Source organism: Patescibacteria group bacterium (assembly GCA_041645165.1).
Lineage (GTDB): Bacteria > Patescibacteriota > Patescibacteriia > 2-02-FULL-49-11 > 2-02-FULL-49-11 > 2-02-FULL-49-11.
In genome coordinates, this window is the sequence record JBAZQN010000012.1 from 38,823 (window position 1) to 65,473 (window position 26,651).

The 26,651-nt window shown below is 49.4% G+C and carries 29 protein-coding genes and 1 tRNA gene; 26 read left to right on the forward strand and 4 right to left on the reverse strand.

All coding sequences use genetic code 11. The annotated features are described in order from the left end of the window. Nucleotides 1-304 precede the first annotated feature (304 nt). The 21 genes from WC659_05185 (at nt 305) to WC659_05285 (ending at nt 20,302) form a co-directional block, all read left to right on the forward strand. Nucleotides 305-1,012 (forward strand): thioredoxin domain-containing protein, encoded by a 708-nt coding sequence (locus WC659_05185; GenBank protein ID MFA4873300.1) that lies wholly within the window; start codon nt 305-307, stop codon nt 1,010-1,012. A gap of 174 nt (nt 1,013-1,186) precedes the next feature. After that, nucleotides 1,187-1,714 (forward strand): RpiB/LacA/LacB family sugar-phosphate isomerase, encoded by a 528-nt coding sequence (locus WC659_05190; protein MFA4873301.1) that lies wholly within the window; start codon nt 1,187-1,189, stop codon nt 1,712-1,714. 165 nt (nt 1,715-1,879) lie between these two features. Beyond that, the gene (locus WC659_05195; protein MFA4873302.1) at nt 1,880-2,536 is read left to right on the forward strand and encodes a hypothetical protein; all 657 of its coding nucleotides are present in this window, start codon (nt 1,880-1,882) and stop codon (nt 2,534-2,536) included. Nucleotides 2,537-2,714: 178 nt separating this feature from the next. Beyond that, complete coding sequence (locus tag WC659_05200) at nt 2,715-3,716, forward strand: carbohydrate kinase family protein (GenBank protein ID MFA4873303.1); 1,002 nt, start codon at nt 2,715-2,717, stop codon at nt 3,714-3,716. 129 nt (nt 3,717-3,845) lie between these two features. Further along, nucleotides 3,846-4,481, forward strand: a complete 636-nt coding sequence (locus WC659_05205; protein ID MFA4873304.1) for a hypothetical protein — start codon at nt 3,846-3,848, stop codon at nt 4,479-4,481. Between the two features lie 208 nt (nt 4,482-4,689). Next, a complete protein-coding gene (locus WC659_05210; protein ID MFA4873305.1) occupies nt 4,690-5,640 on the forward strand; it encodes an FAD-dependent oxidoreductase in 951 nt (316 codons plus the stop codon). 84 nt (nt 5,641-5,724) lie between these two features. Continuing rightward, nucleotides 5,725-5,868: an SEC-C metal-binding domain-containing protein gene (locus tag WC659_05215; GenBank protein MFA4873306.1), complete on the forward strand. Its 144-nt coding sequence runs from the start codon at nt 5,725-5,727 to the stop codon at nt 5,866-5,868. A 105-nt stretch (nt 5,869-5,973) separates the two neighbouring features. Continuing rightward, nucleotides 5,974-6,618 carry a TlpA disulfide reductase family protein gene (locus tag WC659_05220; protein MFA4873307.1) on the forward strand — a complete coding sequence of 215 codons (645 nt, stop codon included), beginning with the start codon at nt 5,974-5,976 and terminating at the stop codon, nt 6,616-6,618. 175 nt (nt 6,619-6,793) lie between these two features. Beyond that, nucleotides 6,794-7,735 (forward strand): prolipoprotein diacylglyceryl transferase, encoded by a 942-nt coding sequence (gene lgt / locus WC659_05225; protein ID MFA4873308.1) that lies wholly within the window; start codon nt 6,794-6,796, stop codon nt 7,733-7,735. Between the two features lie 59 nt (nt 7,736-7,794). Next, nucleotides 7,795-8,469 (forward strand): LAGLIDADG family homing endonuclease, encoded by a 675-nt coding sequence (locus WC659_05230; protein MFA4873309.1) that lies wholly within the window; start codon nt 7,795-7,797, stop codon nt 8,467-8,469. Further along, nucleotides 8,470-8,544: transfer RNA gene (locus WC659_05235), tRNA-Asp, on the forward strand. It abuts the gene before it with no gap. 986 nt (nt 8,545-9,530) lie between these two features. Then, complete coding sequence (locus WC659_05240) at nt 9,531-10,196, forward strand: hypothetical protein (GenBank protein ID MFA4873310.1); 666 nt, start codon at nt 9,531-9,533, stop codon at nt 10,194-10,196. Between the two features lie 126 nt (nt 10,197-10,322). Continuing rightward, a complete protein-coding gene (locus WC659_05245) occupies nt 10,323-11,441 on the forward strand; it encodes a hypothetical protein (GenBank protein ID MFA4873311.1) in 1,119 nt (372 codons plus the stop codon). 114 nt (nt 11,442-11,555) lie between these two features. Beyond that, nucleotides 11,556-11,882, forward strand: coding sequence for a hypothetical protein (locus WC659_05250; protein ID MFA4873312.1), 327 nt, complete (start codon nt 11,556-11,558; stop codon nt 11,880-11,882). A gap of 10 nt (nt 11,883-11,892) precedes the next feature. After that, nucleotides 11,893-13,449 carry a hypothetical protein gene (locus WC659_05255; protein ID MFA4873313.1) on the forward strand — a complete coding sequence of 519 codons (1,557 nt, stop codon included), beginning with the start codon at nt 11,893-11,895 and terminating at the stop codon, nt 13,447-13,449. Nucleotides 13,450-13,472: 23 nt separating this feature from the next. Further along, on the forward strand, nt 13,473-13,805 hold the full coding sequence (locus WC659_05260; protein ID MFA4873314.1) for a hypothetical protein: 333 nt from the start codon (nt 13,473-13,475) through the stop codon (nt 13,803-13,805). Nucleotides 13,806-13,808: 3 nt separating this feature from the next. Next, the gene (locus WC659_05265) at nt 13,809-18,686 is read left to right on the forward strand and encodes a hypothetical protein (GenBank protein ID MFA4873315.1); all 4,878 of its coding nucleotides are present in this window, start codon (nt 13,809-13,811) and stop codon (nt 18,684-18,686) included. A 218-nt stretch (nt 18,687-18,904) separates the two neighbouring features. Continuing rightward, the gene (locus WC659_05270) at nt 18,905-19,072 is read left to right on the forward strand and encodes a hypothetical protein (GenBank protein MFA4873316.1); all 168 of its coding nucleotides are present in this window, start codon (nt 18,905-18,907) and stop codon (nt 19,070-19,072) included. Nucleotides 19,073-19,276: 204 nt separating this feature from the next. Then, nucleotides 19,277-19,612, forward strand: coding sequence for a nucleotidyltransferase domain-containing protein (locus WC659_05275; protein MFA4873317.1), 336 nt, complete (start codon nt 19,277-19,279; stop codon nt 19,610-19,612). A 125-nt stretch (nt 19,613-19,737) separates the two neighbouring features. Then, nucleotides 19,738-19,941: a hypothetical protein gene (locus WC659_05280; protein MFA4873318.1), complete on the forward strand. Its 204-nt coding sequence runs from the start codon at nt 19,738-19,740 to the stop codon at nt 19,939-19,941. Next, entirely contained in the window at nt 19,931-20,302 is a 372-nt protein-coding gene (locus tag WC659_05285) for a type II toxin-antitoxin system VapC family toxin (GenBank protein MFA4873319.1), read from the forward strand. The genes WC659_05280 and WC659_05285 overlap by 11 nt, the downstream gene beginning before the upstream one ends. 269 nt (nt 20,303-20,571) lie before the next feature. Here the strand turns inward: WC659_05285 and WC659_05290 are convergent, their stop codons facing one another. Both WC659_05290 and WC659_05295 read right to left on the reverse strand, forming a co-directional pair. After that, on the reverse strand, nt 20,572-21,192 hold the full coding sequence (locus WC659_05290) for a hypothetical protein (GenBank protein MFA4873320.1): 621 nt from the start codon (nt 21,190-21,192) through the stop codon (nt 20,572-20,574). A gap of 72 nt (nt 21,193-21,264) precedes the next feature. Continuing rightward, nucleotides 21,265-21,786: a hypothetical protein gene (locus WC659_05295; protein ID MFA4873321.1), complete on the reverse strand. Its 522-nt coding sequence runs from the start codon at nt 21,784-21,786 to the stop codon at nt 21,265-21,267. Nucleotides 21,787-22,169: 383 nt separating this feature from the next. Between WC659_05295 and WC659_05300 the strand changes: the two genes are divergently transcribed. The 3 genes from WC659_05300 to WC659_05310 all read left to right on the forward strand — a co-directional run bounded on the left by WC659_05300 (nt 22,170) and on the right by WC659_05310 (nt 23,531). After that, nucleotides 22,170-22,454 carry a hypothetical protein gene (locus tag WC659_05300; protein MFA4873322.1) on the forward strand — a complete coding sequence of 95 codons (285 nt, stop codon included), beginning with the start codon at nt 22,170-22,172 and terminating at the stop codon, nt 22,452-22,454. Between the two features lie 599 nt (nt 22,455-23,053). Then, nucleotides 23,054-23,320 (forward strand): type II toxin-antitoxin system HicB family antitoxin, encoded by a 267-nt coding sequence (locus WC659_05305; GenBank protein ID MFA4873323.1) that lies wholly within the window; start codon nt 23,054-23,056, stop codon nt 23,318-23,320. Beyond that, nucleotides 23,313-23,531: a type II toxin-antitoxin system HicA family toxin gene (locus tag WC659_05310; protein MFA4873324.1), complete on the forward strand. Its 219-nt coding sequence runs from the start codon at nt 23,313-23,315 to the stop codon at nt 23,529-23,531. Before WC659_05305 ends, WC659_05310 begins: the two co-directional genes overlap by 8 nt. Nucleotides 23,532-23,910: 379 nt before the next feature. On the opposite strand, the gene WC659_05315 is transcribed toward WC659_05310, so the two are convergent. Beyond that, entirely contained in the window at nt 23,911-24,051 is a 141-nt protein-coding gene (locus tag WC659_05315; GenBank protein ID MFA4873325.1) for a hypothetical protein, read from the reverse strand. Nucleotides 24,052-24,194: 143 nt separating this feature from the next. Next, nucleotides 24,195-24,410 carry a hypothetical protein gene (locus tag WC659_05320; GenBank protein MFA4873326.1) on the reverse strand — a complete coding sequence of 72 codons (216 nt, stop codon included), beginning with the start codon at nt 24,408-24,410 and terminating at the stop codon, nt 24,195-24,197. Nucleotides 24,411-24,474: 64 nt separating this feature from the next. Between WC659_05320 and WC659_05325 the strand changes: the two genes are divergently transcribed. Next, entirely contained in the window at nt 24,475-25,539 is a 1,065-nt protein-coding gene (locus WC659_05325; GenBank protein ID MFA4873327.1) for a hypothetical protein, read from the forward strand. 325 nt (nt 25,540-25,864) lie between these two features. Beyond that, on the forward strand, nt 25,865-26,651 hold a 787-nt coding region (locus tag WC659_05330), incomplete at its 3' end, for a hypothetical protein (protein ID MFA4873328.1).

A 26,651-nucleotide genomic window follows, 5' to 3' on the forward strand; every position in this document is an offset into this window, starting at 1 on the left:
CTTAAAGCGCAAAGCATAAAATTGCGCATAAGGACCATGGTATAACTCTGCTCGGAGTCATGTGAGGGGGTTACTTTACTCCAGCGACCGGGCTTGTCCCGCCAAAATTTTGCTCTGCAAAACTTAGGCGGGCGTTACCGTTGCGGCACAGCGGGGGAATGAAACCCCACTTCCCTGTGAGTAAAGAGTCTTGTGAATGAGCTTTTCAAGCTTATATCGGTTTGAATGGCAGGGCAAGTGGATAACTAGGGATGCGTCTGATATAATGAAGAGAGAATATATTTCTTTTATCAACGTTATAATCATGAATATGCCGCAGCGCCTCGGTTCATCCTCACCTCGCCGCGTCGTGGTATTTGTGGGTGTTATTGCGCTCATCGGGGTATATGTAGGATACGCGGTGGTTTCTCGTACGTTTAAAAATCAGACACGCCAGGGCGCTCCTGCACCATCTGCAACCATGACGCAAGAGCCTACCCCAGATGAGCTGGCAGCGCGGCAGAACGTATGGACCAGCGATGATCCGGTACGGGGGAATATTAAAGCCCAGGTGTCCATTGTGGAATTTAGCGATTTCGAGTGCCCTTATTGCCGTGAGGAGTATCCTATAATAAAGCAGCTCCTCGATACGTATGGAGCCCAGGTCCGGTTCCAGTACCGCGATTTCCCTATTTCTGAACCACACCCCAATGCGCAGAGTGCGGCAGAGGCGGCAGAGTGCGCGAGCGCCCAGGGCAAGTTTTGGGAATATCATAATATATTATTTGAGCATCAAGACAGCCTTACGCGCGAAGACCTCGGAAGGTATGCGCGCGAGGTCGGGCTCAATCTCAAACTTTTCAATCAGTGCCTGGACGGCCGTTCTAAAACGAATGAGGTGATTGCGGACTTTAACGATGGGCGCGCGTTAGGAGTTGGTGGCACGCCGACTTTTTTTATAAACGGAGCAAAGTATGCGGGAGTGTTTACCTATGAAGAATTGAAGGGGATTGTTGAGGAGTTATTAAAGTGATAAATTTTCAATTCTCAATTTTACAATTTTCACTAAATGATTCAATGATTCAATTTTCAAACATTGGGAAATTGAAAATCAACTGAAAATTGAACATTGTCCCGCTCTTTGATCATTTTTTTAAATGTTAGCGGGATCCCGCCTAAGCGGGAGAAATTGATAATTATATTAAGTATGGAAAAAACCCTAAAGACAATCATTATCGGTGCTGACCATCGCGGGTGGCAGGCGAAGGAAGACCTTAAGCGTTCCATTGCAGAGTGGGGATATTTAATTGCTGATGAAGGGGCGCATGCGTATGACGTGCATGATGATTATCCTGATATCGCCTATGCGGTGGCCTTGAGAGTCGCGCAGGAAGATGACATGCAGGGAGTGCTCCTGTGCGGATCCGGCGTGGGGATGTCAGTGGTTGCCAATAAAGTGCAAGGGATTCGCGCTTCCTTGTGCTTTTTTCCTGAACAAGCGGCAGCAGCCAAACACGATGATGATGCGAATGTGCTAGTGCTGTCCGTGGATTATCTGACCGCGGCACAGATGCGCCGCATTCTCAAGAGCTGGCTTGACACCGATTTTGCGCCGAAAGAGAAGTATATGCGGAGGTTGAGGAAGATTACTTTATTGGAGACACAAGGCTATCTGAAGAATGTCAAAGCTCAAAGTTCAAATGCCATGGTTCGACAGGCTCACCATGACAAATAAGACGTGTCATCCGAGAGCCTAAGTCGAAGGGTTGACACTCATTTGAGCTTTGAAATTTGTCATTGAGATTTTGAAATTCCTTTGAACTTTGTCCCGCACTTTGAATTATTTTATCTAAGGTATGCGGGATCCCGCCTGAGCGGTGAGATTTTGAAATTTGTCATTATGCTAGAAGTTCTTCCTGCCATTATCGAAGATACCTACGAGGAGGTGGAGAAAAAGCTAAACCTCGTGGCGCCCTTTGTGGACTGGGTGCAGATCGATGTGGGCGATGGCGCATTTGTGGCGCATAAGACCTGGAGTAGAATTGAAGACCTGTCATCTCTTTCCCTCGAATTGGCGATTGATTTGCATCTCATGGTACAGGACCCGCTCTCGTATGTGGCGCGCGCGCAGGCAATACCGCAGATAAAACGCATCACGTTCCATATTGAATCTGCCGCGGAGGGTGCCGCCGTCTGCCATGCGATCAAGCGTGCAGACAGGGAAGCGGGGGTGGCGTTGAATCCTGATACATCGTTTTCAACACTTGCCAACTTCCATGGTATACTGGATGCACTTCTGCTCATGGGCGTGCATCCGGGATGGGGCGGGCAAACATTTATCCCTCGGACGCTTGAACGGATACGGGAAGCGCGCACACAATATAAAAAAATAAAGATTGGCGTGGACGGCGGCGTGCATCTTCAAAACGGAAGCGCGCAAGCTTGTGTGGACGCAGGAGTGGATTACCTTGTGGTTGGAAGCGAGATTTTTAACGCTCAAGAGCCAGCAGTAGTGATTAGAAGATTACAACAACTGGTTCCTTCTTTTCGATCATAGCGATAAATCCCAATGTCAAAATCCAAATATCAAATAAAGCTCAAATGTCCAATGTCCAAGGGTTGGGAATTGGGATTTTTGATTTTATTGGAAATTGTCCCGCACCATTATTTTCTAAATTTAAGGTATGCGGGATCCTGCCTAAGCGGGAGAAATTGGAAATTGGGATTTACGTCATATGTTTGATGTCATCACCATCGGCGCGGCAACCCAGGATGTATTCTTGATGAGCAAGGGTTTTCACCTTATGCGATCTTCTCGCATGAAACGGATATGTGAGTGTTTCCCTCTGGGCGAAAAAATAAACGTAGAGCGCATTGATTTTGAAACCGGCGGCGGAGCAACAAACGCTGCGGCGACTTTCCGTAATTTGGGATTCAGCGCGGGTGTCATTGCCAAAGTAGGGGATGACAGCGCAGGCGCGGCGGTAGTAAATGATTTGCGCGGGAGAGGATTAAAGACTGATTGGGTGCGTCACGTGGCGGGGGGCACGACTGGGTTTGCGGCCATACTCCTTACTCCCCACGGCGATCGCACGGCGCTTGTCCATAGGGGCGTGTCCGCCTCGTTTTCCTCTGCAGATATTCCTTGGCAGAAGCTCAATGCGGCGTGGCTTGTGGTCACTTCGCTTGCGGGAAACATCGCATTGCTCAAGCGCCTTATCAACGCAGCGTGCGCGCGTGGGGTGCGGGTCGCGTTCAATCCGGGCATGGGAGAATTGCGTTATGGTCTCGAAGTCCTTCGTAAGCATTGCAGCGCCGCGCATGTGCTGCTGCTCAATCGCGGAGAAGCGAACATGCTCGCCTCGCTGAAGTTCTGGCGAAGCGGGCTCGCGCCAGGCGCGCGTGATATCCGTGCGCTCCGGCGCCGTTTATCTGCCCGTTTTCAAAATGCCGTCGTGGTCACTGAGGGAGCGCGGGGCGCGTATTATTGGGATCAACGCCAGTTCTTATGGGCGCAGAGCAAAAAAGTGAAGGTGGTGAATTCTACGGGCGCGGGCGATGCATTTGGCGCCGGATTTATTTCTGGTATACTGCGCTGGCGTGACCCTGCGCGGGCGCTGCAACTGGCGACACTCAATGCGCTCGGCACGATACAACAGATGGGCGCTAAAAAAGGGTTGCTTACTAAATGGCCTACGCAAGCTATACTGGATGGAATTAAGATAACGTCATTATAGAATATTCAATTTTTCAATTCTCAATTTTACAATTTTCACTCAATGATTCAATGATCCAATTTTCAAACATTGAAAAATTGAAAATTAATTGAAAATTGAACATTGAAAATTGGAAATTATTAATAAATTATGAATACACAAAAGGAACAAAAGAAGAATATTGGTTGGCTCAAGTATACGATATGCGTTTCAGGCGCTGCGGGCGGTCCCGTGGTGACGCAAGCGGCGATGGATAAAGCAAAAGAAATAGGCCGTGAGATCGTGCGGCACGGGTGTGTGCTCGTGACGGGCGCCACCACCGGCATCCCCTATGCGGCTGCGCAGGGAGCAAAAGAGTTGGGTGGCATTTCCATAGGCCTGTCCCCCGCCTCCTCCGAGCGGGACCATATACGCCATTACCACCTGCCGACCAAGTACTTTGATTTGATCATTTATACAGGATTCGATTATTCAGGAAGGAACCTCCTGCTCACCCGTGCTTCGGATGCGGTGATCGTCATTAATGGAAGGATAGGGACGCTCAACGAGTTTACCATTGCCTTTGAAGATCGGAAACCCATCGGGGTGCTTATCGAGAGCGGCGGTTCTGCTGATTTGATAAAAGGGATTGTGAAGGCGGCGCAGAAAGGCGCGGGGAAAATTATCTATCACAACGAGCCGAAGGTATTGGTGGAAAAAGTGCTTGCACTGGTCAGGAAAGAAAAATTAATGAAGCCTCCTCTAAGCGAATACTTTTTGAACCACCATTATCATGGAAATGAATAGGATGGGAAATCCCAATGACAAATTTCAAATGTCAAATGAATATCAAAGCTCAAAATCCAAATTTGACATTGGGGTTTTGAATTTTATTTGAACTTTGAACTTTGTCCCGCACTTTGAATTATTTTATCTAAGGTATGCGGGATCCCGCCTGAGCGGTGAGATTTTGAAATTATGGTGATGGCTGGTCGCAATAACCTTGTTATTTTTTATGAAGAGTCGAAATAAATATGATTTGATAATTGTCGGTGGTGGTGCCGCAGGATATGCCGCGGCGCTCTACGCGAAACGGTATGAACTTTCTGTGTTGTTGATAGAAGGAGAAACTCCCGGAGGAGAAACCGCAAATGCGGGATTAATTGAAAATTATCCCGGTTTTGATGCGATTGACGGGTATGAGCTCTATCAGAAATTCCGCAGCCATGCGCTCAAGTTCGGCGCTGAAATCCAATCGGGCAGGGTTGAGAAAGTGACACAAGAAGGCCATCAGTTCAAAGTGTCCGTAGGGGGACAAGGCGAGAAGGAAGGCTTATGCATTATATTCGCCCATGGTCAGGCGCGCAGGAGATTGGGGCTTCCAAGCGAAGATCGCTTAACCGGCAAAGGGGTATCTTACTGCGTCACCTGCGACGGGCCATTGTACAAAGGGAAGACCGTGGGGATTGTGGGAGGGGGCGATGCGTCGGTGAAAGGAGTAAATCTGCTTACTGAATTCGTTCATAAAGTTTTCTTAATTGTTATGCTGGGGCAAGTGAACGCAGAACCTATTAATTTTCGGCTCATGCAAAGCAAGGGTGACAAGGTTGAAGTGTTATACCATACGCAAGTAAAAGAGTTATTAGAAGAGAGCGGAAAATTCGCGGGAGTGAAGCTCTCACCGGGTTATCAAGGAAATGACATCCTTAAGCTTGATGGGTTGTTTATAGAAATCGGCGCAGTGCCGGATCGGGCGCTTCCCGCATCTCTGGGGGTGGCGCTCGCCGAGAGCGGGCATATTCACGTGGACCAATTCATGCGGACGAACATCGCGGGTATTTTTGCCGCAGGGGACGTGACGGACGCCACGGGATCATTCCGCCAGATCGTCACCGCGGCCGCGCAAGGGTCCATCGCGGCGACCAGCGCGTATGAGTATCTGAAAATCCTAAATCCGAAATCCTAAACAAACTCAAAGCACAAAATTCAAAGGTGAAACAGTTTTGTATTTCGGATTTGTTTAGAGTTTAGTGTTTAGTATTTAGAGTTTATGCTATTAAGCGACCTCTGCGAATGCGGCTCTGGTTTAGTCTATGGCGCGTGCCATGGTTCCATGGAGCCGTGCGACTGCGGATCCGGCGATCCTGCGGGCAGCTGTTGTTATGACGTTGACAATGGCGAGGAGGAAGAATAACAAAAAAGCAAAATGCAAAACTCAAAATTATGGAGTCCCGCAAAGCGGGACAGAATTCTTTCATTTTGATTTTTGGTCTTTGATTTTTGCATTTCACACAAAGGTATGTCCTTTCCCCACCGCGTGAGACCAGGAAGGCGCGCCCAAGCCCGCCTGTCTGGGCGCAGGACGAAATGGTTCTTAGGAGCCGCGGCGCTGTTGCTTGTGTCAGGCGGCGTTCTTTTTTTATATTTCACCAGAGGGACCACCCTTGTGCTAGATAGTGCGGACGTGTCAGGTGAAGCCTCATCCACCGCCCAAGACATCCCTCCTGCCGGAAGCGATGAGTTCATGCCGCCTTTTTCGGCGGACACGTTCGAAGGGAAACGTTTTTCAGTGGCGGAGTATGAGGATAAAACCGCGGTTATTATTGATTTTTGGGCTTCATGGTGTTCGTTTTGCGTAAAGGAAATGCCGCTTATACAGCACATGGCGGATTTGTACGGGAAAGACAAGCTTACCGTGGTCGGCATTCATCGCGGCGACTCTGAGCCTGTAGAAAAGGGAGTAGCGCTCGCGGCGAAGTTAGGGATAAAATATCTCCTGCTCCAGGATCCTGAAGGGAAATATTTCAAGTTGCTCGGGCAGGGGAAACCATTCATGCCGCTTACCATATTTATAGACCGCGAAGGGCGCATAGTGGAGCGGCGCATCGGCCCCAAAACGGCGGAAGAAATACGGGTGAGCACGGCGAAGATCATAGCCCCATGAGGGGAAATTCTAAACTCTCTCGTTACGCGAGATCTGGCGTAGCCAGATAAATTCTAAATACTAAACAAATCCAAAATCCAAATTACCGAAATTCAAAACGATTTTGGGCATTTGGGTTTTGAGCTTGGAATTTATTTAGGATTTAGGGCTTCGGATTTAGAGCTTCTCAATGTTTTTGCACACTTTCCATCCTTCTCCCATTCTTTTTTCTTTTGGTCCCTTTTCCGTCCACTGGTACGGTCTTTTCATGCTCGCAGGCGTCGCGGCAGGCTACGCAATTGCGCGGCGCACGTTTGCGTGGGCGCGCGTTTCCCCCTCGGTCCTTGATCGTCTCGTCACTGCGCTCATTCTGGGCGGCTTCATAGGCGCCCGACTCTATCATGTCCTGAACGTATTCGGGTATTATTGGTCGCATCCTTTGGACGTGTTCGCCGTGTGGAAAGGGGGTCTTGCGATCCACGGCGCGCTCTTGGGAGGATTGATTGCATTGTGGTGGTTTGTCGGCAAGCGTACACACCCTGTCCCGATATGTCGGGACATCCCTCTCAAGAGGGGATTTCGTACGGTCGAGTCCCCTCCTACGGAGGGGTGGCCGCAGGCCGGGGTGGGTGGTGCCCGCGAAAGGTTGTGCACATGTTTACTGATCACCGACCTCCTTGCGCCTTCCGTCGCGCTCGGCCAGGCGATTGGCCGCTGGGGAAATTATTTTCGGCAGGAGCTCTATGGCCTGCCGACTGACCTGCCGTGGGGAATTCCCATCGATGCTGCGCATCGGCTCTCTGATTTCACGCAGTACAAATATTTTCATCCCGTATTTCTCTATGAGTCAGTGTGGTTAATCATTGTGTGTATTATCCTTCTTGTCATCCTGAGCGGAGTGATGCGGAGCAGAACAGAGTCGAAGGATCTCCGGCGAATGCCGGTCGGTCGCATCTTCTTCCTCTACCTCATCCTTGCAGGACTCGGGAGATTCTTCATAGAATTTTTACGCATCGACCCGATGCCGCTGGTGTACGGCGTGCGCCTGCAGCAGCTCGTGAGTATAATCTTAATAATGGTAGGATTTGGTGGAATTGTTTGGATGCGGCACCTGGCTCGGGGAGGAGAAGATAATTAATTCTATTGCATAAAACAGAAGAAACGTGTACGATAGCCAGTGAAGAAATACTGCATATCATGCCAAAATATAAAGCAAAAAATGAAAATTTTTTTAAACACTGGTCGCCTTCGATGGCATATACACTTGGTTTTTTCTGCGCAGACGGTTCGATGTTTGTAAATCCACGAGGGAGCAGGTATGTTGCCTTTTACTCAAATGACAGGAATGTGCTTGAATTTATTCGCAGGGCTATTGGTGCGGCACATAAAATAAGTGTCAAACAAGTAGGGAAATTCGGAAGGAAATCGCCAGCATATTTTCTTCAGATTGGGAGTAAAGAAATGTTTATTGACTTGTCCCGAATGGGTATCATGATCAATAAGAGTAAACGAATGGTGCTTCCAGATATTCCTGAGGATTGCTTCTCTCCTTTTGTGAGGGGTTATTTTGACGGAGACGGCAATGTCGTGTATGGTCTATATAAAAGAAAAGCTCGGCCCCATCCTGCGAGGATATTACGGGTTAGCTTTACTTCAGGGAGCAGGGGGTTTCTTAAATCGTTATCGGAAAGATTATTTAGTACGTTACAGATTGAAGGTGTTCTAAGTTATTACGGGAGAGCATGGCGCCTTGTGTATAGCAATCGTCCATCATTACACTTATTGGAGTTTATGTATGCGCCTCGCTTAGATCAGCTTCCCGTGCTACAAAGAAAATTTGAGAGGTTTATAAAAGCGAAAAAATATATGTAGGGGCCGGTGGTGTAGCCTGGTTTGCACACCTCCCTGTCACGGAGGTAGTCGCGGGTTCAAATCCCGTCCGGCCCGTTGTGTTTTTCACCACCTTGATAGAGGGCGGTGATATTATTTTCGATTGACTAAAGTCAATTTTTGCTGTATAGTAGAAACAGACAGTGCGAAGGAAAAAACAAAAATGCAGTTTCAAATACAAAAAAGCGCGCAGGCCAACCACACGTCTATCGAACAACAAGAGCGGCCAGAATCCTTGGACCTGGAATCATCGGTCGATGATTTTAGGTTTGAGAAGGAAGTGTCGCAGAGGCACTCTTTATTATTTTCGTCGTTCTTCCGCAAACCTCCGCGCCCACTCCTCTGGCCGTATTAAAAAATGGCAGAAATTGGAATATAAACTTAAATAGTCGCCATTATGGCGATTTTTTATTTGGCTTCACGCTCCCAGCTTCTAGATTTTAAATTCCAACTCCTAGATGCCCATACCCTTGACATGCGCCGCAGATCGTGTTAATCTTCCCTGTTTTAGCAATCCCAAACAAACCAACAATATATAACAGTGTAACAGTCTAGCAATTCAACAGCATATCGATGTAACAGTTTAACACTGTAACAATTTAACAATTCATCCAACAAGGGCTCTCCTCTGGTGGTTGGGGTGTATACACCCAGAGTGAGCAATAACTTCTCTATCCAGATCTGCGTTTATCTGCGTGTGATCTGCGAAGATCGGCGTTATTGTACTCTTTCCCCCCTAACCTCCAGTTGCGAGTTCTGGTTTCAAGAACTCATTGCGGCTGGAGGTTGGTTGTTTTTCATCCCGCACCGAGCCTGCCTGAACTTGATTCGGGGATGCGGGATCCAGAGGACACCTCTTTCGTCATTCCGGATTTATTCCGGAATCCAGAAAAAACAAAAATACAATAACGATATTTCATTTCCGTTGGGATTAAAGCATCTTTTCATGTTTTGCTTTCAAGGGGAATGAATTAGAGATAGCAAATTGAAAATTCAGAAATTCAATGATAGAACAATAAAATAAAAAGAAAGGTAGGTTTGTTATGGCAGAAGAAGCGGAAAAACAGACAAACGCCGGGCCGATCACGGTCAGCAAGGATGTGCTCGACATCGTGATCAACGAGGCCATTCGGCCACTTGCGCGGCATCTGGTGATGTCCCTGCCAGATGATGTATTAAAGGATCGTGCAAGATTGTGGTCGATGGCTACTCCGGCGCTCGCGTTTGCGGTGGCGCGGGCATTGCCGGACAAGGGGGTCTGGAAGACGGTGGACATTTTCCAGAAGGAATTTTTCTCCGAGGTCGGGCAGGCGTTGCGCGACCGTGCGTCCGGCATGCTTAAAGAAATTGCCACGCACGAACCGAAGATTGCGCACTTGCCGAAGGCCGAGGCGGTTTCTTTTGGATTGGTGTTTACGACCCTCGGCAGGACATCGCAAGGCGTGGCAGTACTTAAGAGGATCGGATCTTACGGAGGGGACGGCCTTGCATTGTACGCGCATTTTGCTGGCATCCCGGCGGCCCAGCTTGAACAGCAATTGAGAGGGTTGAAGCCAGAGGCGGTAGACGCCCTAATGCTTACCTTCAAGAAGCCGGAAAAACAACCCAGCGCCCCGATCTTGCCAAAGATGACAGCTAAACTCGACGGCTGGAAGAGTCGGGCGCGGCAGGCAGCTGACAAATACAATAAAAAGAAAGGATGGTGGTAAGTCATGGAGTTCCTCGAGCTATTTCATTCCTGGCTGGCCTACCAAGGTCGGCGGATCCAATGGACGGTCAGGTTTCTCGGTGCCACCGTCCTTATCACGGCAGTCCTTATCTCCTGGGGATTGTTTGTGCAAATGAGCATTGGGCTCATCATCGTAGGCGTACTGTTTTCGTTTGTGGGGTTCGTGCTGTTTGGGATACTCCGCCATTTGATTTTATTGGTATTAGCTGAGGCGGCTGGGGAATTGGTGACGAAGACCCGCGAAGCGATTCAGACGTATTTGAAATTCATGGGGGTGGTGGTATTGAGCGAGGCGATCGGGCTGAATTATCTGGGGCTCGTTTTTATCTTCGGGACACCGGATAAGATTATCTTCGGTCTGATTTCGCTCGCAGTCCTGATCCTGCTTTTGGGCGGCGGGATCAAGGGGGAGAAATTTATTCCCACCGTCACCGGACTCGCCTGGGTCGAGTTCGGTCTCGCAACCACATACCTCATCGCGCCGGAGGAGTTAAGGGCTCTCTTCGGGGAATTGAGACAGCTTCCATTTTTGGGGAATCTTGCATTGGTTGCTCTTGGTTACCTTGTGGTAAGCAAGGTCGCTAGGAAGAGAACTGGGCAGAGTGCTTCGGGTTTAACCACCGCCACCGTCAGCTCAACTACAACGCCAGCTTCGGGGTACGGTAGTGGTGCCAGCAAGAGCAAGGGGAGCGGGCTGTTCGGCTTCCTCATTTTTCTCCTTGTTCTTGGGGCGGCTGTCGGTGGCATTCTCTTCTTCACGCTTCCCAAGGAGAAACTGACGCCGGAGTATCGGGCGGAGGTTTTCGGGGCAGTGAAGGGAGAGGTCGGGAAGGTAACCAGCGAAGTCAAATCTCGCTTGGATACTTTCCGCGGCCCGCAAGCGCAAGCCGCACCCGCACCCAAGCCAGCAGCCGCGGCGCCTATGAAGCTCTCCGTCGATCTTTCCGGTGCACGCGTTCTTGTGTATCGGGAGAGTGATGGAAGTGCACAGGGCCAGTTCATCGGTCCGGTGCTTGCGACGGCTATGACTGGCACGATCTCTCGGGACGCGGGAGGACCCGAGACGATTAGTGTGGCGCTGTGCTTTTCGCGACACGATAGTGTCCTTGCTGTCGCCTCCCATCCGTTCAAGGAGAACGAAAGCTACACCTTCAAGTCCTCTGGAGTGCCCTACGTGTGGGCGCCGAAGGGGACGAAGGGAAAAGTCAATTTGGTTCTAAATTAAAGCTCGCGTTGAGGACGTGAGAAAGGCCGGATAGATCTTTTATCCGGCCTTGATTTTTTTATTTATTTCTGTTATGATATAAGTGTTTTATACCCAATCTTTAACTAAAAAAGTATGCTTACCTCTGCGATTCAGCAGTTTGTAGCCCAGCTCATGACGGATGCCGGGCTCGATGCCCTTGCGCCAGAGTTCAAAGAGGATTATGCTGAACAGCTTGCTGCACAAGTAGAACGTCGCATTGGGATAAAAGCCGTGGGGATGCTTGATTTCAAAGGTAAGCAAGAATACCTCAAATTTATCGAAAAATTCGAAAATAAAGTGCCAAATCCCGAGGAGGCGCATAAATTTTTCCAGCAGCATGTGACGGATTTTGACACGAAAATGCAGACCGTACTCGACGATTTTTCAAAAGAATTCTTATCATCTATTAAGAAAGATTAATATTGTTTATATGTCTGAACATCCACAGCAACGACAGGAGGCAGAGGGAGGAATACATCAATTCATTGACACGAGCGGAGCGACTATCGGACCTACTGTTGATCAGAATTTTAACGGCGCGCATATCGGTCCCCATACCGAAGAGAATTTTAGCGGCGCGCGCATTGGCGGCATGCACGCAGAACACGTCGATGGCGGTATCAATGTCACTATCGGCTCGCCACGAGATGTAACGGCAGAAAAAGAGAAGACAGCTGCGCGTGAGGAGACGACCACAAAGAAGGCTGCAACTCATGAGGAAAAGCCAGCGAGCGAAGAAAAGGGTAAGGGGACAAATCAGGAAGCAAAGGAGCAAAAAGATGTAACGTATAAACTTACCCAGGGTGAATTTGATATGTTAGTATTGGCGACAAAGGTGAAATTACGCAGGAAAGAAGTTACACCAGAAGAATTGGGAAAAGTATTAGAGCAGGCGGTAAAGGATGTGATTGGCGTTGCCGCAAAGGAGAAACGGGCAAGAAAAGACGTAAAGGTTTATTCTCTCGAAGACTTCAAGACGGCACTTGGCATAGGTAAAAAGAAAGAAGAAGAACCAAAGGAGGAATATGCACTGACTGATGCTGAATTGGCAAGTGCGGTGCGGAGGCTGAAAAAAGCATTTCCTCTTGAGGGAAACAAAGAGCCGCCTGATGAAGGTATTATGTTTATAGTGAAAGACGAAATGTTGAAACGCGGCGAAAAGGCTGAAACACCGAAAGACGCAAAGGTCTTGACAATCGCGCAGATCAGGGATGCATATAAGAGACCAGAGAAGAAGGAACAGAAAGAAGAAGCGTCCTTTCAGATGACTCCTTTTGAGTTTAAATATGTAGTCAAACGGCTTTTGGAATGGAAAGTGACGGCGGACAAACTTTCTGTGATAGATGTACAGAGAATTAAGCTTGACCCCGCCAGGAGAAGAGGGGGGGAACAGCCGCGTACGTACACCTTGGATGATATAAGGAAGGCTTTAGGATCCGAAGGGGCGGGCGGTCAGACAGACAAGAGTGCGAGGAAAGATGATAAAGATGGCAATGCACCACCACCTGAGAAGGAAGCGCCTGACGGTGGATACCAGTATAGTAAGGCTGAAATGGCGTCTGTTGTGAAATCACTTGCTGACCAGATGATTGATCCCCAGAATTTAACGGCTGAAGATATTCGCGCAATATCATATCCTGTTGAGGAACATGCAGAGCGGGGTGCGGTTACTTTGGAGGATCTAAAACAGGCCTTGGCTGAAGAGTTGGGGAAGAGGGCGGGAGGAGAACATGAGGGTTTTAAGCCAAAAACCAAGGAGGAGCTTGAGGCGATTGCCCCCGAGCCTTATAAGGTTACTTATAACGGAGCTACCTATGATATCCGACAGGTAATGGATAATGCTGATAAGCTTGCGCGAGTGAGGGATGCGTTTGGCATTGAAGGGAAAGAGAGAACTTCTACACAGAAGGGGATTGTGGGTGATTTAGCGATAGCGTTAGATATAGCAATTAGAAATGGACTCCAGCCAATCGAGGAAAAGAAGTAAGTCACACGGATTTGATTTAGTGTATGTCACACGCACCTGCACGTCACTTCGCCCACCACCTTATACATCACGGAGGGCTTCACGTACTCGGTCATACGTATACGCATGAATATAAAGAGAAACTCGCCGATCAGCTATCCCGTAGGGTGGGCCTGAAAGCGATACAAATGCTCGACGATAATGGGCGGGAGGAGTATATGAAATTCAGTTCCAAATTTGCACGCAAGGATCCGACGCCTAAGCAGGCGTTTGATTTTTTTCGAAAGCGCATTCCCGACTTTGAGAAGAAACTCGGGCAGGTAGTGAGCGATATTATACGCGATTTTTTCGAATCCCATGCGAAGTTTGTAGGATAATATATGGAAGATCCCAAAGAACAAAGTACATCCACTCATACCGAGCTCACGCGCGAGCGCGGAGTGACCAGCGAGGAGCGTGCAAAGCACGTACTGCTTGAAAAAGAGCTCACTGCGTTGATGCGCAAACGTAAAAAAGGCGAAGCGCCGTCACCTGATGAAAAAAGGCTTATCGGCGACGTCCTCGCGCACCCTTATCGGATCGAGCAGGTAACCGTGTTCCTGTATGGGCCGCGAAGTACAAAAATATCTCCTGAAATTAAAGCAAAGTTACTTGAATTCTGCACATTAAGAGATAGGATCGAGTTAGGGAGTCATGGTGCAGGGGGATCTATAATAATTAATCAGAACGTTGAAGGAGTTCATCAAACCATTGATAATAGCGGCGCTCAAATAGGACCTCAAGTAAAGCAAGACTTTACCGGTGCACATATTGGACCTCATGTGGAAGAGGATTTTACCGGTGCACGTGTTGGCGGCATGCATGCGGATAATGTACAGGGCGGCATAACGGTTGACGTTGCGGGAGGGGTGGCATCTGTTCCTGTGGCGCCTCCCTCGCATGAAGAACCACGGAGGGAGAGACCAGAGGAAGAGGAGGAAGCTGAACAAGAACCAGAAGAAGAAGAAGAAGAAGTTGAAGAGGAGCCAGAAGAGGAGGAAGCTGAGTTAGTACCAGAGGAAGAAGTTGAAGAGGAAGAGGAACTAGAGCCGGAGAGAGAATGGAATCTCCTACGCAGGCTGAATACGGCAAAACGGGAGGAGGCACTGCGTCAGGGGGTGGAGGGACCGAAGACCGAGGAAGACATTGAGATTGATTTGGAAAAAGTAAAATACGCAGAACGTGATGAGGTGGCAGATGACCAAGAGCTCAATGAGAAGATCCAGGAGCTTTTAGAAGCTATGGCAAAGGCTGAGGATGTGCTTGAGGGTGTGAAACCGGAGACCTTGCAGTTTATCAACGAGCGGACGGGACTTCCTGAAGATCAGGTTTTAGAAATAGCCAAACAACAGCTAACGCGTTTGCAAGAGGAAGCCGAGAAAAATGTGAAGGGCAAGAAGAGCAAATCAGGCTGGTTTAAGACGCTCGCAAAAAATATCCTTCCCTATGCCGCTTTTGCGAGCTTGGGTTTTTTTGCGCTACTTCCCGGTTCGCTTGCCGCGCTCACGTTTGCGGCGTACCGCGGCGGGCAGATGCTCTATAAGAAGCATAAGGAGAAGAAGGCGATTACCGAAGAGACAGAACGCATACAGGGCCAGTTGGTCGTAAACGGTTCTCAAGAACAGCGGCAATATAAGGAGCAGTATAACGCATCCATTGCCACGGCCAAGCAGGAGCAGATCGACGGAGAGTCAGTGGAAAAGAGGATGCTTGATACTGATGCAGCGCGGGATGCGCATCTTAATACATGGAGAGCAGAAGAGTTGTGGAGCAAATCAGCGGCAGATCAAGAAAGCGCCCGACAGGAATATTTGGATGAACTTACTAATACCAGGGAAGCGTATGAACAAAGGATTCTCACGTATTTGGAAAACCACGAATACTGGAGAGAGCGTCCCGAAGAAGAGCGTGTGCTCTACGCCAAGGCGTGCAGTGATTTATATGAGCGAAATGAACGGGAGTCATTGAGCGAGGCGGAGCTGCAGGCGGAATTTGTAAAGGTAGATGAGGGAAAGATTACGAAGTTCCTACGGCGCAAGCGGCACGAGCTCGAAGAAGTAAAGTTCTTCAAGGGGCTTTCTGAAAAGATGAAGGATAAGGTAAATACCGGCCTCATCTTTATTGCCGCTCGGCAAGTGGCGCATGCCAGCAGCGTTCTGGGACCTGCGATGGATTTCTGGGGCGGCATGCGGCTCGGCGGCGCATTGGGGGATTTGATGCTGCGAAAGAAATATGGCGAACTCCAGGATGTGACGGTAGATGATCTCACGCGGTGCCAGTCGCTCTCAAGACTCACTCCTGATCAACGAAGCAAAGCTAACTTACCGGACGATGCCCAGCTTACAGAATGGAAGAAAGCGCTCTATGATAAGGCGCAGCGGCAGATATTGAATACAGATTTCAGGCTCAAACATCCCACGGAATATGCACAGTTAAAGGAGTATCTCCACGGAGAAGCGCTGAAAGACATGTCCACCCGTTATCTCATGCGACTGGAACAGATGAACAGTGATGACGAGCAAGTCATGGCGCTCTCTTTAGGTCTTGCGGTCAGTGAGGAACAGAAAGTGAGCCGCACCCAGGAAGCTGCTGTTACGGGAGGGGCACGAGAGGCGCAGGCACGGAAGGAAAAGATAGAAAAGGAAGTGCAGTGGAAGAGGGTAGCCTATAAGATGGGCGGTGCATTGATTACCTCGGTGGTTGGTGAAGTGGTGTCTAAAGAGATTCAGGAGGCGGTGGAGGCGAAGGTTGCCGCAGGGGAAGTATCGGAAGGTGCATTGGCAGTCGCGGCACGGGTGACGACTTGGTTTGAAGAGTTGCAGCGGGGCGCGCAGGGCGAGCGGTGGTGGGAAAAACTCCCGCCTGAGTGGGCAGGGGAGAAGGTCAATTTGCTCGGCGTCGAAATGACGAAATTAGAATGGCTGAGGAAGTTCGTGCCAGAATTCGAAATAGCCACTGAACATTTACCGCCCGTTGAGTTTGATGATGGAGGGGGCGAGGGGGCATTGCCCGCACCAGGTTCTGCCGGGGAAGAACATGTACCAGGAGAATTTGAGGATGGTGGAGATAAAGGAGGGGGAGAAGCGATAGTTCCGCCACCAGTCGAAACCGTTCCCTTGCCGGCCCATATTGGATATCAAGGCGGTGGGGACTTGTGGCATGAGCTTATCAAGCAAGCTAATGTCCGTGCTGACTTCACCCAACTTGTGGGCCATCAAATTCCGGAATCAAGCTTGCAACTTTCCGGGGATGATACTTGGACGATTGACGCTTTGAAAGACGAAGTTTTGCGTAATCCGGCAGCATATAATTTGCCTGCTAATGTTGATATTGACCATTTGACTGCGGAACAGTTAAAGAATTTTGATTATGATAAACTGTTTAATCAATGGACGATAACTCATCAGGCTGACGTGATTCATCATGTCAGCGCTTCGGAAGACGCCCAGAATAAGGAACACAATCGCCTACTTGCTAAGTGGCAGGCGGAGCATCCGCACGAGACGATTGAATCCACGCCGGGTGAGAAGAATTTTGCGGATGATATTATTAGAGAAATGCGGGCGGAAGAGGTGTTCGCAGAGGGAACCACAGCAGGTGGCAGTGCAGCGCCGGTGGTGCCTGAAACGGCAGGAACCGGCAGGACTGTGGTGATCAATGAAGCGGGCGCAGAGTATGAGCAGCCCGCGGAGCTCGTATATCCGCAGGCAGGCAAGGGTGCGCAGGTTGAAGCGCCGCCTGCTGCGGCGAAGGTATCCGGAGGCGTGATATTGGAAACGCCTGTGCCAGAGAGCAGCGCCGGCGGGCAGGAATATTTCTATGATGAGAATTCTCATATGGAGTACCGCCATGTGCCCGGGACGAAAAATATTTATGAATTCAATAAGATAGAAGAAGGAGCGACTGGCGGAGGAAAGGGATCATTTAAAGATCATGGGTTGCCGGAGGGCGCCGTGGAAGTAGATGCCAAGGGAGTCCAGCAAGTTGTTGCCGAATACGCCAAACTGGATAAACAATTATTGAATGATGAGAAGGTGCTCCCAGAGGGAGCAAAGCGTTTGTTTTATACACCGGAGAGCCAACGCGACTTCGCGTATTATCAGCAGTTGGACCAGGCTTTGCGCGAGATTGATCGGGTGCACATTGAGCAAGACGGCAGGATGATGAACTGCATCATCGGCGGCAAGGATTACCGTATAGCGATACCCGAAGGATGGCGTGTAGGAGACGATGCGCAGGGCAGCCTAGAGCCGCGGATTTCTGTGAATAGTCCTGAAGGCATAAATACAATAGGTGTGCTCACGGTGAAGGACAATAAACTTATAATTGATTCATTAGGTAATCAGCAGGAAGTGGGCGGGGCCTTTGGAGGCAAGCAGTTGAAAGGAGAGGGATTGAGGATAATTGCTATTGATAAAAGTCCATTGCCGACGGGTATCGCAGGTATTGATCCAAAGATACCGGGACTGGATGCTCAACGTACTCAACCATTGGAGGGCAAAGAATCTACTGGGATCCCTGCAGTTGATCGTTTGCATCAGGAAGTTGCAGAGATGCATAAATACACAGATGCATGGGATACACTTATGTCTGATAAGGCCACAGGCGAACAAAAGGTTGAAGCTTTTAAAGCGGTCATCCCTGACAAGCAAGCGGTGGAAATGAATATCTTTACCTTCGCGCGCGATGGCGACAAATTGTATCTTATAGAAGGCGGCAAACAGATAGAGGTTACGCCCAATAATGTCAATAAATTGCAAGAGATTTATCAGCAGGCATGGGATCAGCTTCATGGTAAACATATGGCTCCGGTGACAGAGCGGGCGGCAGCGCACGCGGCGGAAGCTGTGTCCCCGTCTTCGGGACCAGAGGTGAAATATGATTTTGGCAAAGCATTCACATCATTAAATACTGACGATCTCTATTTGGTGAAAGGAAATGCGCAAGATATGATTAACCTGTCTGGCACGGAATTTGGCAAGATTGCGGCAAATTTAGGCATGTCAGAGGCTAATTTTCGCAGGGGACTTGAGCTTATCGTAAAGGGAGTTGATGCGAATGGCGGGAACTTTATCATGGACAATGCGCAGGATATAAAAGACGTTGAGGGCGCGCTCGATGCCATTATTACCGCGTACGGGGAAACGAGCAGCATCGGACAGTATCTTAAGCACTTACAGGAATCAGTTGAGCAAAGCCTCAAGAAACCCGACACATAATCTTTTCTCCGAAAAAGAGAATCATCATACGGGCGCGCGGCAACGCGCCTTTTGTAATTCATCCCGCCCGCGATCACGCGCACCGCATAATCAAAATGTAGGGGCGTACGGCTGTACGCCCATAACCTGAATAAAAAGCAAGAAACCCTCGAGATCTTGCGCGCATTTGAACCATTGACGGTTGCGTGCTGATGATAAATTTGATATAGTAGGGTCGTATGGTAATTGATGTAATGGTTCAAGTAAATTATTGGCGCAAGAATGCAGCAGCGAAATGGAAGACGGCGCAGGGATTATATTCCCTTAAGCGGTACGCTGATTGTCTGTTTTTTTTGTCATCTGGTGTTGGAGTGCCTGCTCAAGGCATTGGTGTGTCAAGCGACTAAAAAGGAGGCTCCCTATATTCACAATCTTGTACGCCTTGCAGAGTATGCACACCTTGAGCTGTCCGATATCCAAAAGGATACCCTCAAAGTTATCAGTACATTCAACCTCCGGGCGCGCTATGAGGAGTATAAGATGGCATTCCACAAAAGGGCAACGAGCGCATTCACGGAAGAATATTTTAATCACACGCGCATAATGAAAGTATGGTTATCACGCGAACTACAAAAAAGAGGGCACAGAGGTATGTAGCGGACTTCGTGCGGCACCTCAAGCAACAGGAGAAGCTACCTATACAGGGAGTGTATCTTTTTGGCTCTTACGCGAAGGGGACTCCGCATAAGTGGAGCGATATTGACGTGGCGGTCGTTTCCCGGAAGTTTACCGGTAAGGTAGATCCTTATGAATATCTGTGGCTGCATTTGCGGGATGAAGATGTGAGGCGCGGCATTGAGCCGATAGGTTTCCATCCGCGGGATTTTGTGTGGGAGAATCCCCTCGCGGCAGAGGTGAAGCAGCACGGAATTAAGATCAAAGTGTAGCCAGGATGCGTCTTTACCCCTAGAAAAAACAAGGAACCCTCGAGATCTTGCGCGCATTTGCATCGGTGCGGCGGGAATCAAAATCATGTTGCTTTTTTGTCCGCTATGCGCTATAGTCGTTTTATATGCCGGTACAATATAAAGAGACAATTCGAACTGCAGGCGCTCGCATTATTAATCTTCCCGATTTAAAGCGTCTGCGCTATTCTCTGCCGGAGAGCTGGGATAACGCCGCGGGTATGTTGCGCCATAAGCGGGCGGCGCTTGAGCGTCATCTTAAGCGCGTGCGTTCGGAGTGGAACCGCGCCGGGAGGAGTTATGACGATTGACGCGAACATTCTCATCGCGTACCTTGCGGGCGACGGAGCGGTAATTCAAGCGTTGACGCGATGGCGGCGCGATGGCATGCCGCTCTTCCTTTCTACCGTCGCGGAGGCGGAGGTGTTGTCATTTTCAGAGTGGACCTTGCAGGAGCGTCATGATACGGAGAAGTGGATTGAGGAAAATTTCACCTCTCTATCTTTCGATCGTCAGGTGGCGCGAGTTGCCGCTGATCTTCGTCGTAACTACAAGATTAAGTTTCCCGATGCCGCGATTGCGGCTACCGCCTGGTATACGAACTCGCCGCTTGTTACAAGGAATCAAAGAGATTTCAAACACATTGATGGTTTACAGATTATAGCTCTGTAAGCGGGCGGGTACAGAAGAGAGAGTATCCCGCATCCGCGTAGATCCGCGTATCCGCTAGCTGGTGGAATCTGCGTAGATCAGCGTCACAGAAAAAGCAGAAGCCTTTACCCCGTGTTCATCACGGGGCCTCAAGTCTCTGAAAATAATAATCATTATAAATGCAAGAGCCCTCAGAGACAGTATTATGTCCTGAGGGCTTTTTAAATCGGTGGGGTTTTGTCGCAAAAATCACGGGGGCGGGGGACCGCGGGTCGCAATCAGCGAGAGCGCTATTGCATCAGTGCTTCAAGCCGTTGCTTCCGCGCCTGGGCGCGCTGGCGGAGCTCGTCGGCGTTGACGAGGACGGCCCGTAAGGCTGCCTCGCGTTTACCACGGTTTCGCTCCAGGGTTGCGCGGACTGCATCCTGCTGGACCGACAAAGTCGAGTCCAGAAGGTCGATGGTGCCGACCATATGCTCGGTCAGCTCGCCAACCGCCAACTCCACGTTATTGATGCGTGTGGAGTCGTCGGCCAGCCGCGTTGAGTCAGCGGTGAGTCGCTTGGTGATGGTGGTCAGGTCGGCGGCGGCTGGGATGGTCGCCTTTATACTATCCATTTGAGCAATGATCGATTGGATAGCTGTCGGCTTTCCATCGCGCCTGTTGATTCCAGGCACCCACATAAATCGGCCGTCGAGAGCGGTTAGACCATTCACCACTCTCATCCAGAACTCCCGGAAGACCCGCTCGGTAATGGGGGCATTTGGATCCGGGGGGACCCGTCCGCCAGTGGTGTCCGTGAAAAAAGCGGTCAGAAACGTGCTGTCGGCTGCGGACAAGGGGGGAAGCTGTGCTTGGGCGGCGGCGGTCAGGATTACGACCGCCAAAATTGTTAATGTGATCGATTTCATCAGAAATTCTCCTTCTATTTTTTTGCCCGTCTATGTTAGCCCGGGCGTGGTTGTTTGTGGTAACTGCGCCAATTACATGATCTTGCTGAAGTCGGTTTTGGATTTGGCAGCTTTCGAAGCTTCAGCAGGTTTGCCGGGCTCGGCTTTTTTTGCCCCTGTTGCTTTCGCAACCTTGGGGGCGTAGAGGGCGTTGACCGAGTCAACGTAGGTCTGCACAGTGGGCGGCTGGGGGACCACTAGGACGTTTTCGTCCCAGCTGTAGAGGTCCACCTCCGGCAGTTTGGCGCTATCCGGTACCCATGTGGCGTATTGGGGGACCAACCCTGCCGCCACGATCGTAGAATAGAGCCCGCCCTCTACTCTCTCTATTCGCGTCGCAAATTCTTTTTTTTGCGTTTCGAGCCCAGATTTGAGCTCTCCACGCAAGGTTTCGGTATTGGCCTGGACCATAGCCAATGCCGAGGCGTCAGCGGCGGTGCGGACGGCAGACAGGTCCGAGTGGGAGGGACTGCAGGGTCCCCAGAATCCCACTGCGACGGCGGCAATTGCCACCGCTAAGGTCCCGATTGAGAACCAGTTGATTTTTGTTTCCATTTGTAAATCCTCCTAAAGAGAGTTTTTTGCCGAGAGTAAGGTCTCGGCGCCTATTCTGAATAGTTGTCTACAACGAGCGGAGAAAGCGAGATGATGAGAAGCTGGAAGTTGGAAGCTGGAATTTAGCAAATGAAATATTCTAGCTTCTAGATTCTATCTTCTAACTTCTTCCGATCTTGTCCTCTCTGCTCGCTGCGACAATGACGCGGATGTACGCGGAACGTCACGCTTGGCTAGATCGCGGATATACGCGGATGTGTATCTGCGTTGATCCGCGTTTTGATCTGCGTTAATCCGCGATTAGTTGGTTGGCGGTCTGTGGGGCTTTTTGACGGTGGAATATCGCTATGGTACGATATATACATATTATTTATATGTTCCCTATGGCAGATTACGATGAAAAGCCAATAACATATAAGACACTCGAGGGCTACATGGACAAAGTGGCTTATCCACGCGTGAGGGGGATTATCCGTGAAGAGGTAGGACGGGATACGGATAAGATTCTCACCAGCAATGACCGATTGGCTAAAAAGCTCGACCGGATTCTCACGGAACAGCAGGCTATTACCGTGAACTACAAACGGGTGGACCAGCGCGTCGAGTACCTAGAATTGTTTTCAGCGCAGGTCGCGCAGAAGCTCGGGCTTGCGTTTGAGCGGATGTAATGATTGTCGGAGACCAGCTCCGACGCTACCAATCAATTCCCACAGATCGCCAACCAAGGTGATCTGTTTATTTTTGAATTTTCAACGAACGTTCCGCTTGGTAACTCCTCCTTGCTTCCTCCTCTTAAGGTAAGAGGAGGTGAGGTGGAGTTATGTGGATCGTGATCTCTGATCCGGAGAGAATGAGGGGAGAGACTTCCCGCGAAGCGGGAAACCCGCATCCCATCCGGATCAGAGAGAACGAAGTCCTTTATCTTAACAAAAATACCCTCTTTGTCGAGAGGGCCGGCGGTAACAGTTAAACAGTTTAGCAGCCTGACAATTTGTCAGTGTAGCAGTTTAACAGTTCGTGCTGATTCCGGTCTCTCTCGGAATTGTTTTGGCCAAGTCTCTCGATTGGCGCTTGTATCGCGGACTGACGCGGAACGTCACGCTTGGGCTTCTCGCGGAATTACGCGGAAAAGTGTCTGCGTGGGTCTGCGTTTAGTCAGCGAATGTCTGCGATTTTTCAAAGTTAACAGGCCATTATAGCGCAGCCGCAGGATTTGTCAAGGGCCTAAGGGGCATGGTAGGATAATATGCAGATAACCCTTGATTTTATGGCTATAAAACAAGAACCTATAAATTATCATGTGATTTTTCGCCCTGAATCAGAGGGCGGATATACGGTTATGGTGCCGGCATTGCCCGGATGCGTCACCTATGGGAAAGACTTGGCGGAAGCGAGAGAAATGGCCCATGATGCCATCAGCGCGTATCTCGTGAGCCTGCGGAAACACGGTGAAGTAATCCCTACTGATGAGCAGTCATTTATTAGCAATGTGAGGATTCTCAAACCCAGAGTTCGGCAGAAAACCTATGCCTAAATTTGCCCAAGTAAGACCTCGGGAATTGGTAAGCGCTTTTGAGAAATTGGGCTTTTATGTGGATCATCAGACCGGGTCGCACGCGGTGCTGTATAGGGATTCCGACCAGAAAAGAGCGGTCATTCCCCTTCATACGAGAGTAATTCCGCGCGGCACTTTCACGGCAATTCTCCGCGAAGCAGGGGTAAGGAGAGAAGATATCGTATTATAGGGTATTTGAATAGCACGTCGCAGGCCCGTATGAGGGCTTTTTTATTTTAAGCTCTTGACAACTTCATAATTGATATGTTAGGGTGCACCTTCCCTTCAATATTAAGATTCACGTATAAATAGTCTGTATAGGTCTGCGATATGCGTGAAATGTAAATTTTGTAGGGGCGTGGAGCACCAACAGACGAATTGCAGCTTAAAGAACCGGAAGGGCTTGAAAAAGCCCAGAGAGGAAGCACAAGGAGGCATAAGGTATCGCTCCACCACGATTTTGGCAGGAGCGTTTTTTGTTGTAACTGACTTGGAATTTTCGATGTTTATCCACCCTATCATTTCTATCCGTCTTATTAGTTTTATCCAACTTATCAAAACATAACCATTTAACCATGTAGCCATTTAATAACAGTCCGATTCCCGCCGTCTTTCCGGACGGCAATAGGTGACCCGAAGACAATCGCGATCTGCTCCACAGTTGCGGTTTGCTCGCCGGCAGTATCACCTATTGCTATCTGGGATGACAAAGAGTGTACATTGAAAATTTAAATACCAATACATGCCTCGACTGGCGCGCCTTGGGCAGAATCCTCAAAAAGTTCCTCTCCCTAGTAAGGGAGAGGTGTAGGTGAGGGTGTACAACAATTTAACAGTTTAACAGTGTAGCAATTTAACCATGTAGCATTGCATCAATGTAGCAGTTTAACAATTCACCAAGGGTTTCCTCCCAGCGTGCGTCAGTCATGAGGCAATTAAAAAACCAAAAATAGCCGGTTGGACTTGCCCCGTAGTGAAACGAAGTTTCTACTACTGGGGTGTGCAATTCCGGCAGAACTTCCTCCTTCAAAACCAATAGAGGGAAGAAAAACATCATGGAGGTACGCATAATGCGAACACTCACATGCGCCACGTTGGCGCTCGTAATCATTGCGTCATTGGCCGCCCCCGCCATGGCGCAACAATCGGCGTGGAAACACGTCGGGGGTGCTCCCTATACTGGGAAGGATTCGGTGGCAATTTGGTCCGCCCCGAACACCTCTTCCTCAGTGAAGGCCCATCTCTGGGACCAGTGGGCTGCAGGGAGCAAAAAAAAGATCTCGGTCCCACGGGGTTCTATCCTCGCCGCCGTCAATAATCGAGGCGGCTGGACCCTTCGCAACGTTCGTTGCGAGTGGGAAACCCCGGAACGTTTTCCTTCTTTGCCGGCCTATGAGGTCAGCTGGCAGGAAGGTGCCGTTCTTTACAAGGTCGGCAAATTTTCCCGCGACCTCAACCGCTTAAATTGCGGGAACTGGTACGTCATCGTGTCATACCAGCGCCCGCAGCCATCTGCGCAACGCCCTACTCAACCCGTCACAGCCTTACCAACCTACGTCATAAATAATTATGGTGGGATTGTGGTAACAGGAAATAACAACACCGTGACGGTGTCTGGAAGTCAGCCTTCCTTACTAAACGAGCAACACACCCGCACCACCCAACGCGGGACCACAGTCGGTGATGGTAAAAAGAACTGGGGAATTGCCCCCACCCTGACCTACAATCGGATGGGATTTTCCGATGGACGATCGTCCGATTATGTAGGTATCGGTGGTACTATCTACTACCGCCATCTCTTTGCTTTTGCTAATGGCGGTATTGGTGGGCGGAACACCGGGTATCCCACAACCCAAAACGAGGGCTGGCAAGCAGGTCTCGGCGTTGAAATCCAACAGCTTTTCGGGCTGGAAGATGATACCGAATCTCGGTTTCCCATCCGTTTTGGTCCCGTTCTCGGATTTACCCATTTTGGTGAGGCCCTGAAAGAGTCAAGCCAACAGTTGGGTTTTACTCGTGGGCAATATGCGCTTGATTTTGATGCCTTTGCAATGGGGTTACAGGTAGATTTATTTAACATAATAACCTTAACTGCAAACTATTGTATTGGTGAACGCGATTTGCCGTTTCAAAATGACTTAAACACTGTTTCCGGCCTACAAGTTACTGTAGGTTTGAAACACACTTTTCACTTTTAAAAAAGTAGGTGACTAAATGAAAACAAAAATCATTGCAGTCCTCGTACTGCTCGTAATTGCGGCGTTGCTGGGCTCTTGCACCCGCAACGCCCCGGACTTAATTATGAGTCCAAAAATCCAGACTGTTGATAACATTAATCAGCACCTTAAGTTGGAAGTCTGGGCTCATACCGGTTCCGGTGTCGTGCAAGATGCTACTGTTTCATTAAATGAGCGGCTAATCGGAAGTAAGCTGCCCGTGAAATTTGATACAACCTCGAGTCCAGGTAAATATTTAGTCAAAATTAATAAGTCTGGATTCATGGAATATCGGGAGAACATTGATGTGACACCCCCGATATCGGCTTCAGATACATCACGCAGTTTCTTTATCGATGGAGTGTTAGTGCCCATAGCGTCTGTTGGATCTGATAGCGGAGCATTGGCAATTAAATTGCAGGATGGTTTATCAGCGCAGGTAATTGTGAAGGCCACAGAAGGTGACACTGTAATTAATGGCACTTACGCACTTATTGAGGTTGTTTTAAAGTCGGGTAATTACTCGGTTGATATTAAACGACCACAATACAAATCGTGGGGCACCTTAGCACTCGTAGAAAAAGGAACCTATACAAATATAGTGGTTCCTTACTTAGACTTGGCACCAATTGGCGCAGTAGCTCCAACCATCGAACAATTCGTGGTTACCCCCGATTCTATCACTGTTGGCAGCACGGCGGTCTTAAGCTGGAAAGTGAAAGAAGCCACTGCTATCCGCATTGACCAAGGCATTGGTACCGTCTCCGCGCAAGGCAATCAAAACGTTTCCCCGTCTATGACGACTATCTATACTCTGACGGCGGAAAGCGCAGGCGGCACAGTGAGCAAGCCAGTGGTATTGAAAGTCGGAAACACGTCTGTTCCAAAACCAACCATCGAACAATTCGTGGTTACCCCCGATTCTATCACTGTTGGCAGCACGGCGGTCTTAAGCTGGAAAGTGAAAGAAGCCACTGCTATCCGCATTGACCAAGGCATTGGTACCGTCTCCGCGCAAGGCAATCAAAACGTTTCCCCGTCTATGACGACTATCTATACTCTGACGGCGGAAAGCGCAGGCGGCACAGTGAGCA

What these genes read in the sequence shown, in the direction of transcription:
- WC659_05195 (MFA4873302.1), top strand. Translation starts at nt 1,880, where the DNA reads ATGCTAGAAGTTCTTCCTGCCATTATCGAAGATACCTACGAGGAGGTG.
- WC659_05220 (MFA4873307.1), top strand. Translation starts at nt 5,974, where the DNA reads ATGTCCTTTCCCCACCGCGTGAGACCAGGAAGGCGCGCCCAAGCCCGC.
- WC659_05190 (MFA4873301.1), top strand. Translation starts at nt 1,187, where the DNA reads ATGGAAAAAACCCTAAAGACAATCATTATCGGTGCTGACCATCGCGGG.
- WC659_05185 (MFA4873300.1), top strand. Translation starts at nt 305, where the DNA reads ATGAATATGCCGCAGCGCCTCGGTTCATCCTCACCTCGCCGCGTCGTG.
- WC659_05300 (MFA4873322.1), top strand. Translation starts at nt 22,170, where the DNA reads ATGGCAGATTACGATGAAAAGCCAATAACATATAAGACACTCGAGGGC.
- WC659_05265 (MFA4873315.1), top strand. Translation starts at nt 13,809, where the DNA reads ATGGAAGATCCCAAAGAACAAAGTACATCCACTCATACCGAGCTCACG.
- WC659_05325 (MFA4873327.1), top strand. Translation starts at nt 24,475, where the DNA reads ATGGCGCAACAATCGGCGTGGAAACACGTCGGGGGTGCTCCCTATACT.
- WC659_05290 (MFA4873320.1), bottom strand. Translation starts at nt 21,192, where the DNA reads ATGAAATCGATCACATTAACAATTTTGGCGGTCGTAATCCTGACCGCC.
- WC659_05320 (MFA4873326.1), bottom strand. Translation starts at nt 24,410, where the DNA reads ATGCGTACCTCCATGATGTTTTTCTTCCCTCTATTGGTTTTGAAGGAG.
- WC659_05230 (MFA4873309.1), top strand. Translation starts at nt 7,795, where the DNA reads ATGCCAAAATATAAAGCAAAAAATGAAAATTTTTTTAAACACTGGTCG.
- WC659_05250 (MFA4873312.1), top strand. Translation starts at nt 11,556, where the DNA reads ATGCTTACCTCTGCGATTCAGCAGTTTGTAGCCCAGCTCATGACGGAT.
- WC659_05200 (MFA4873303.1), top strand. Translation starts at nt 2,715, where the DNA reads ATGTTTGATGTCATCACCATCGGCGCGGCAACCCAGGATGTATTCTTG.
- WC659_05210 (MFA4873305.1), top strand. Translation starts at nt 4,690, where the DNA reads ATGAAGAGTCGAAATAAATATGATTTGATAATTGTCGGTGGTGGTGCC.
- WC659_05275 (MFA4873317.1), top strand. Translation starts at nt 19,277, where the DNA reads ATGGTTATCACGCGAACTACAAAAAAGAGGGCACAGAGGTATGTAGCG.
- WC659_05305 (MFA4873323.1), top strand. Translation starts at nt 23,054, where the DNA reads ATGGCTATAAAACAAGAACCTATAAATTATCATGTGATTTTTCGCCCT.
- WC659_05255 (MFA4873313.1), top strand. Translation starts at nt 11,893, where the DNA reads ATGTCTGAACATCCACAGCAACGACAGGAGGCAGAGGGAGGAATACAT.
- WC659_05260 (MFA4873314.1), top strand. Translation starts at nt 13,473, where the DNA reads ATGTCACACGCACCTGCACGTCACTTCGCCCACCACCTTATACATCAC.
- WC659_05280 (MFA4873318.1), top strand. Translation starts at nt 19,738, where the DNA reads ATGCCGGTACAATATAAAGAGACAATTCGAACTGCAGGCGCTCGCATT.
- WC659_05310 (MFA4873324.1), top strand. Translation starts at nt 23,313, where the DNA reads ATGCCTAAATTTGCCCAAGTAAGACCTCGGGAATTGGTAAGCGCTTTT.
- WC659_05240 (MFA4873310.1), top strand. Translation starts at nt 9,531, where the DNA reads ATGGCAGAAGAAGCGGAAAAACAGACAAACGCCGGGCCGATCACGGTC.
- WC659_05270 (MFA4873316.1), top strand. Translation starts at nt 18,905, where the DNA reads ATGGTAATTGATGTAATGGTTCAAGTAAATTATTGGCGCAAGAATGCA.
- WC659_05295 (MFA4873321.1), bottom strand. Translation starts at nt 21,786, where the DNA reads ATGGAAACAAAAATCAACTGGTTCTCAATCGGGACCTTAGCGGTGGCA.
- WC659_05205 (MFA4873304.1), top strand. Translation starts at nt 3,846, where the DNA reads ATGAATACACAAAAGGAACAAAAGAAGAATATTGGTTGGCTCAAGTAT.
- WC659_05285 (MFA4873319.1), top strand. Translation starts at nt 19,931, where the DNA reads ATGACGATTGACGCGAACATTCTCATCGCGTACCTTGCGGGCGACGGA.
- WC659_05215 (MFA4873306.1), top strand. Translation starts at nt 5,725, where the DNA reads ATGCTATTAAGCGACCTCTGCGAATGCGGCTCTGGTTTAGTCTATGGC.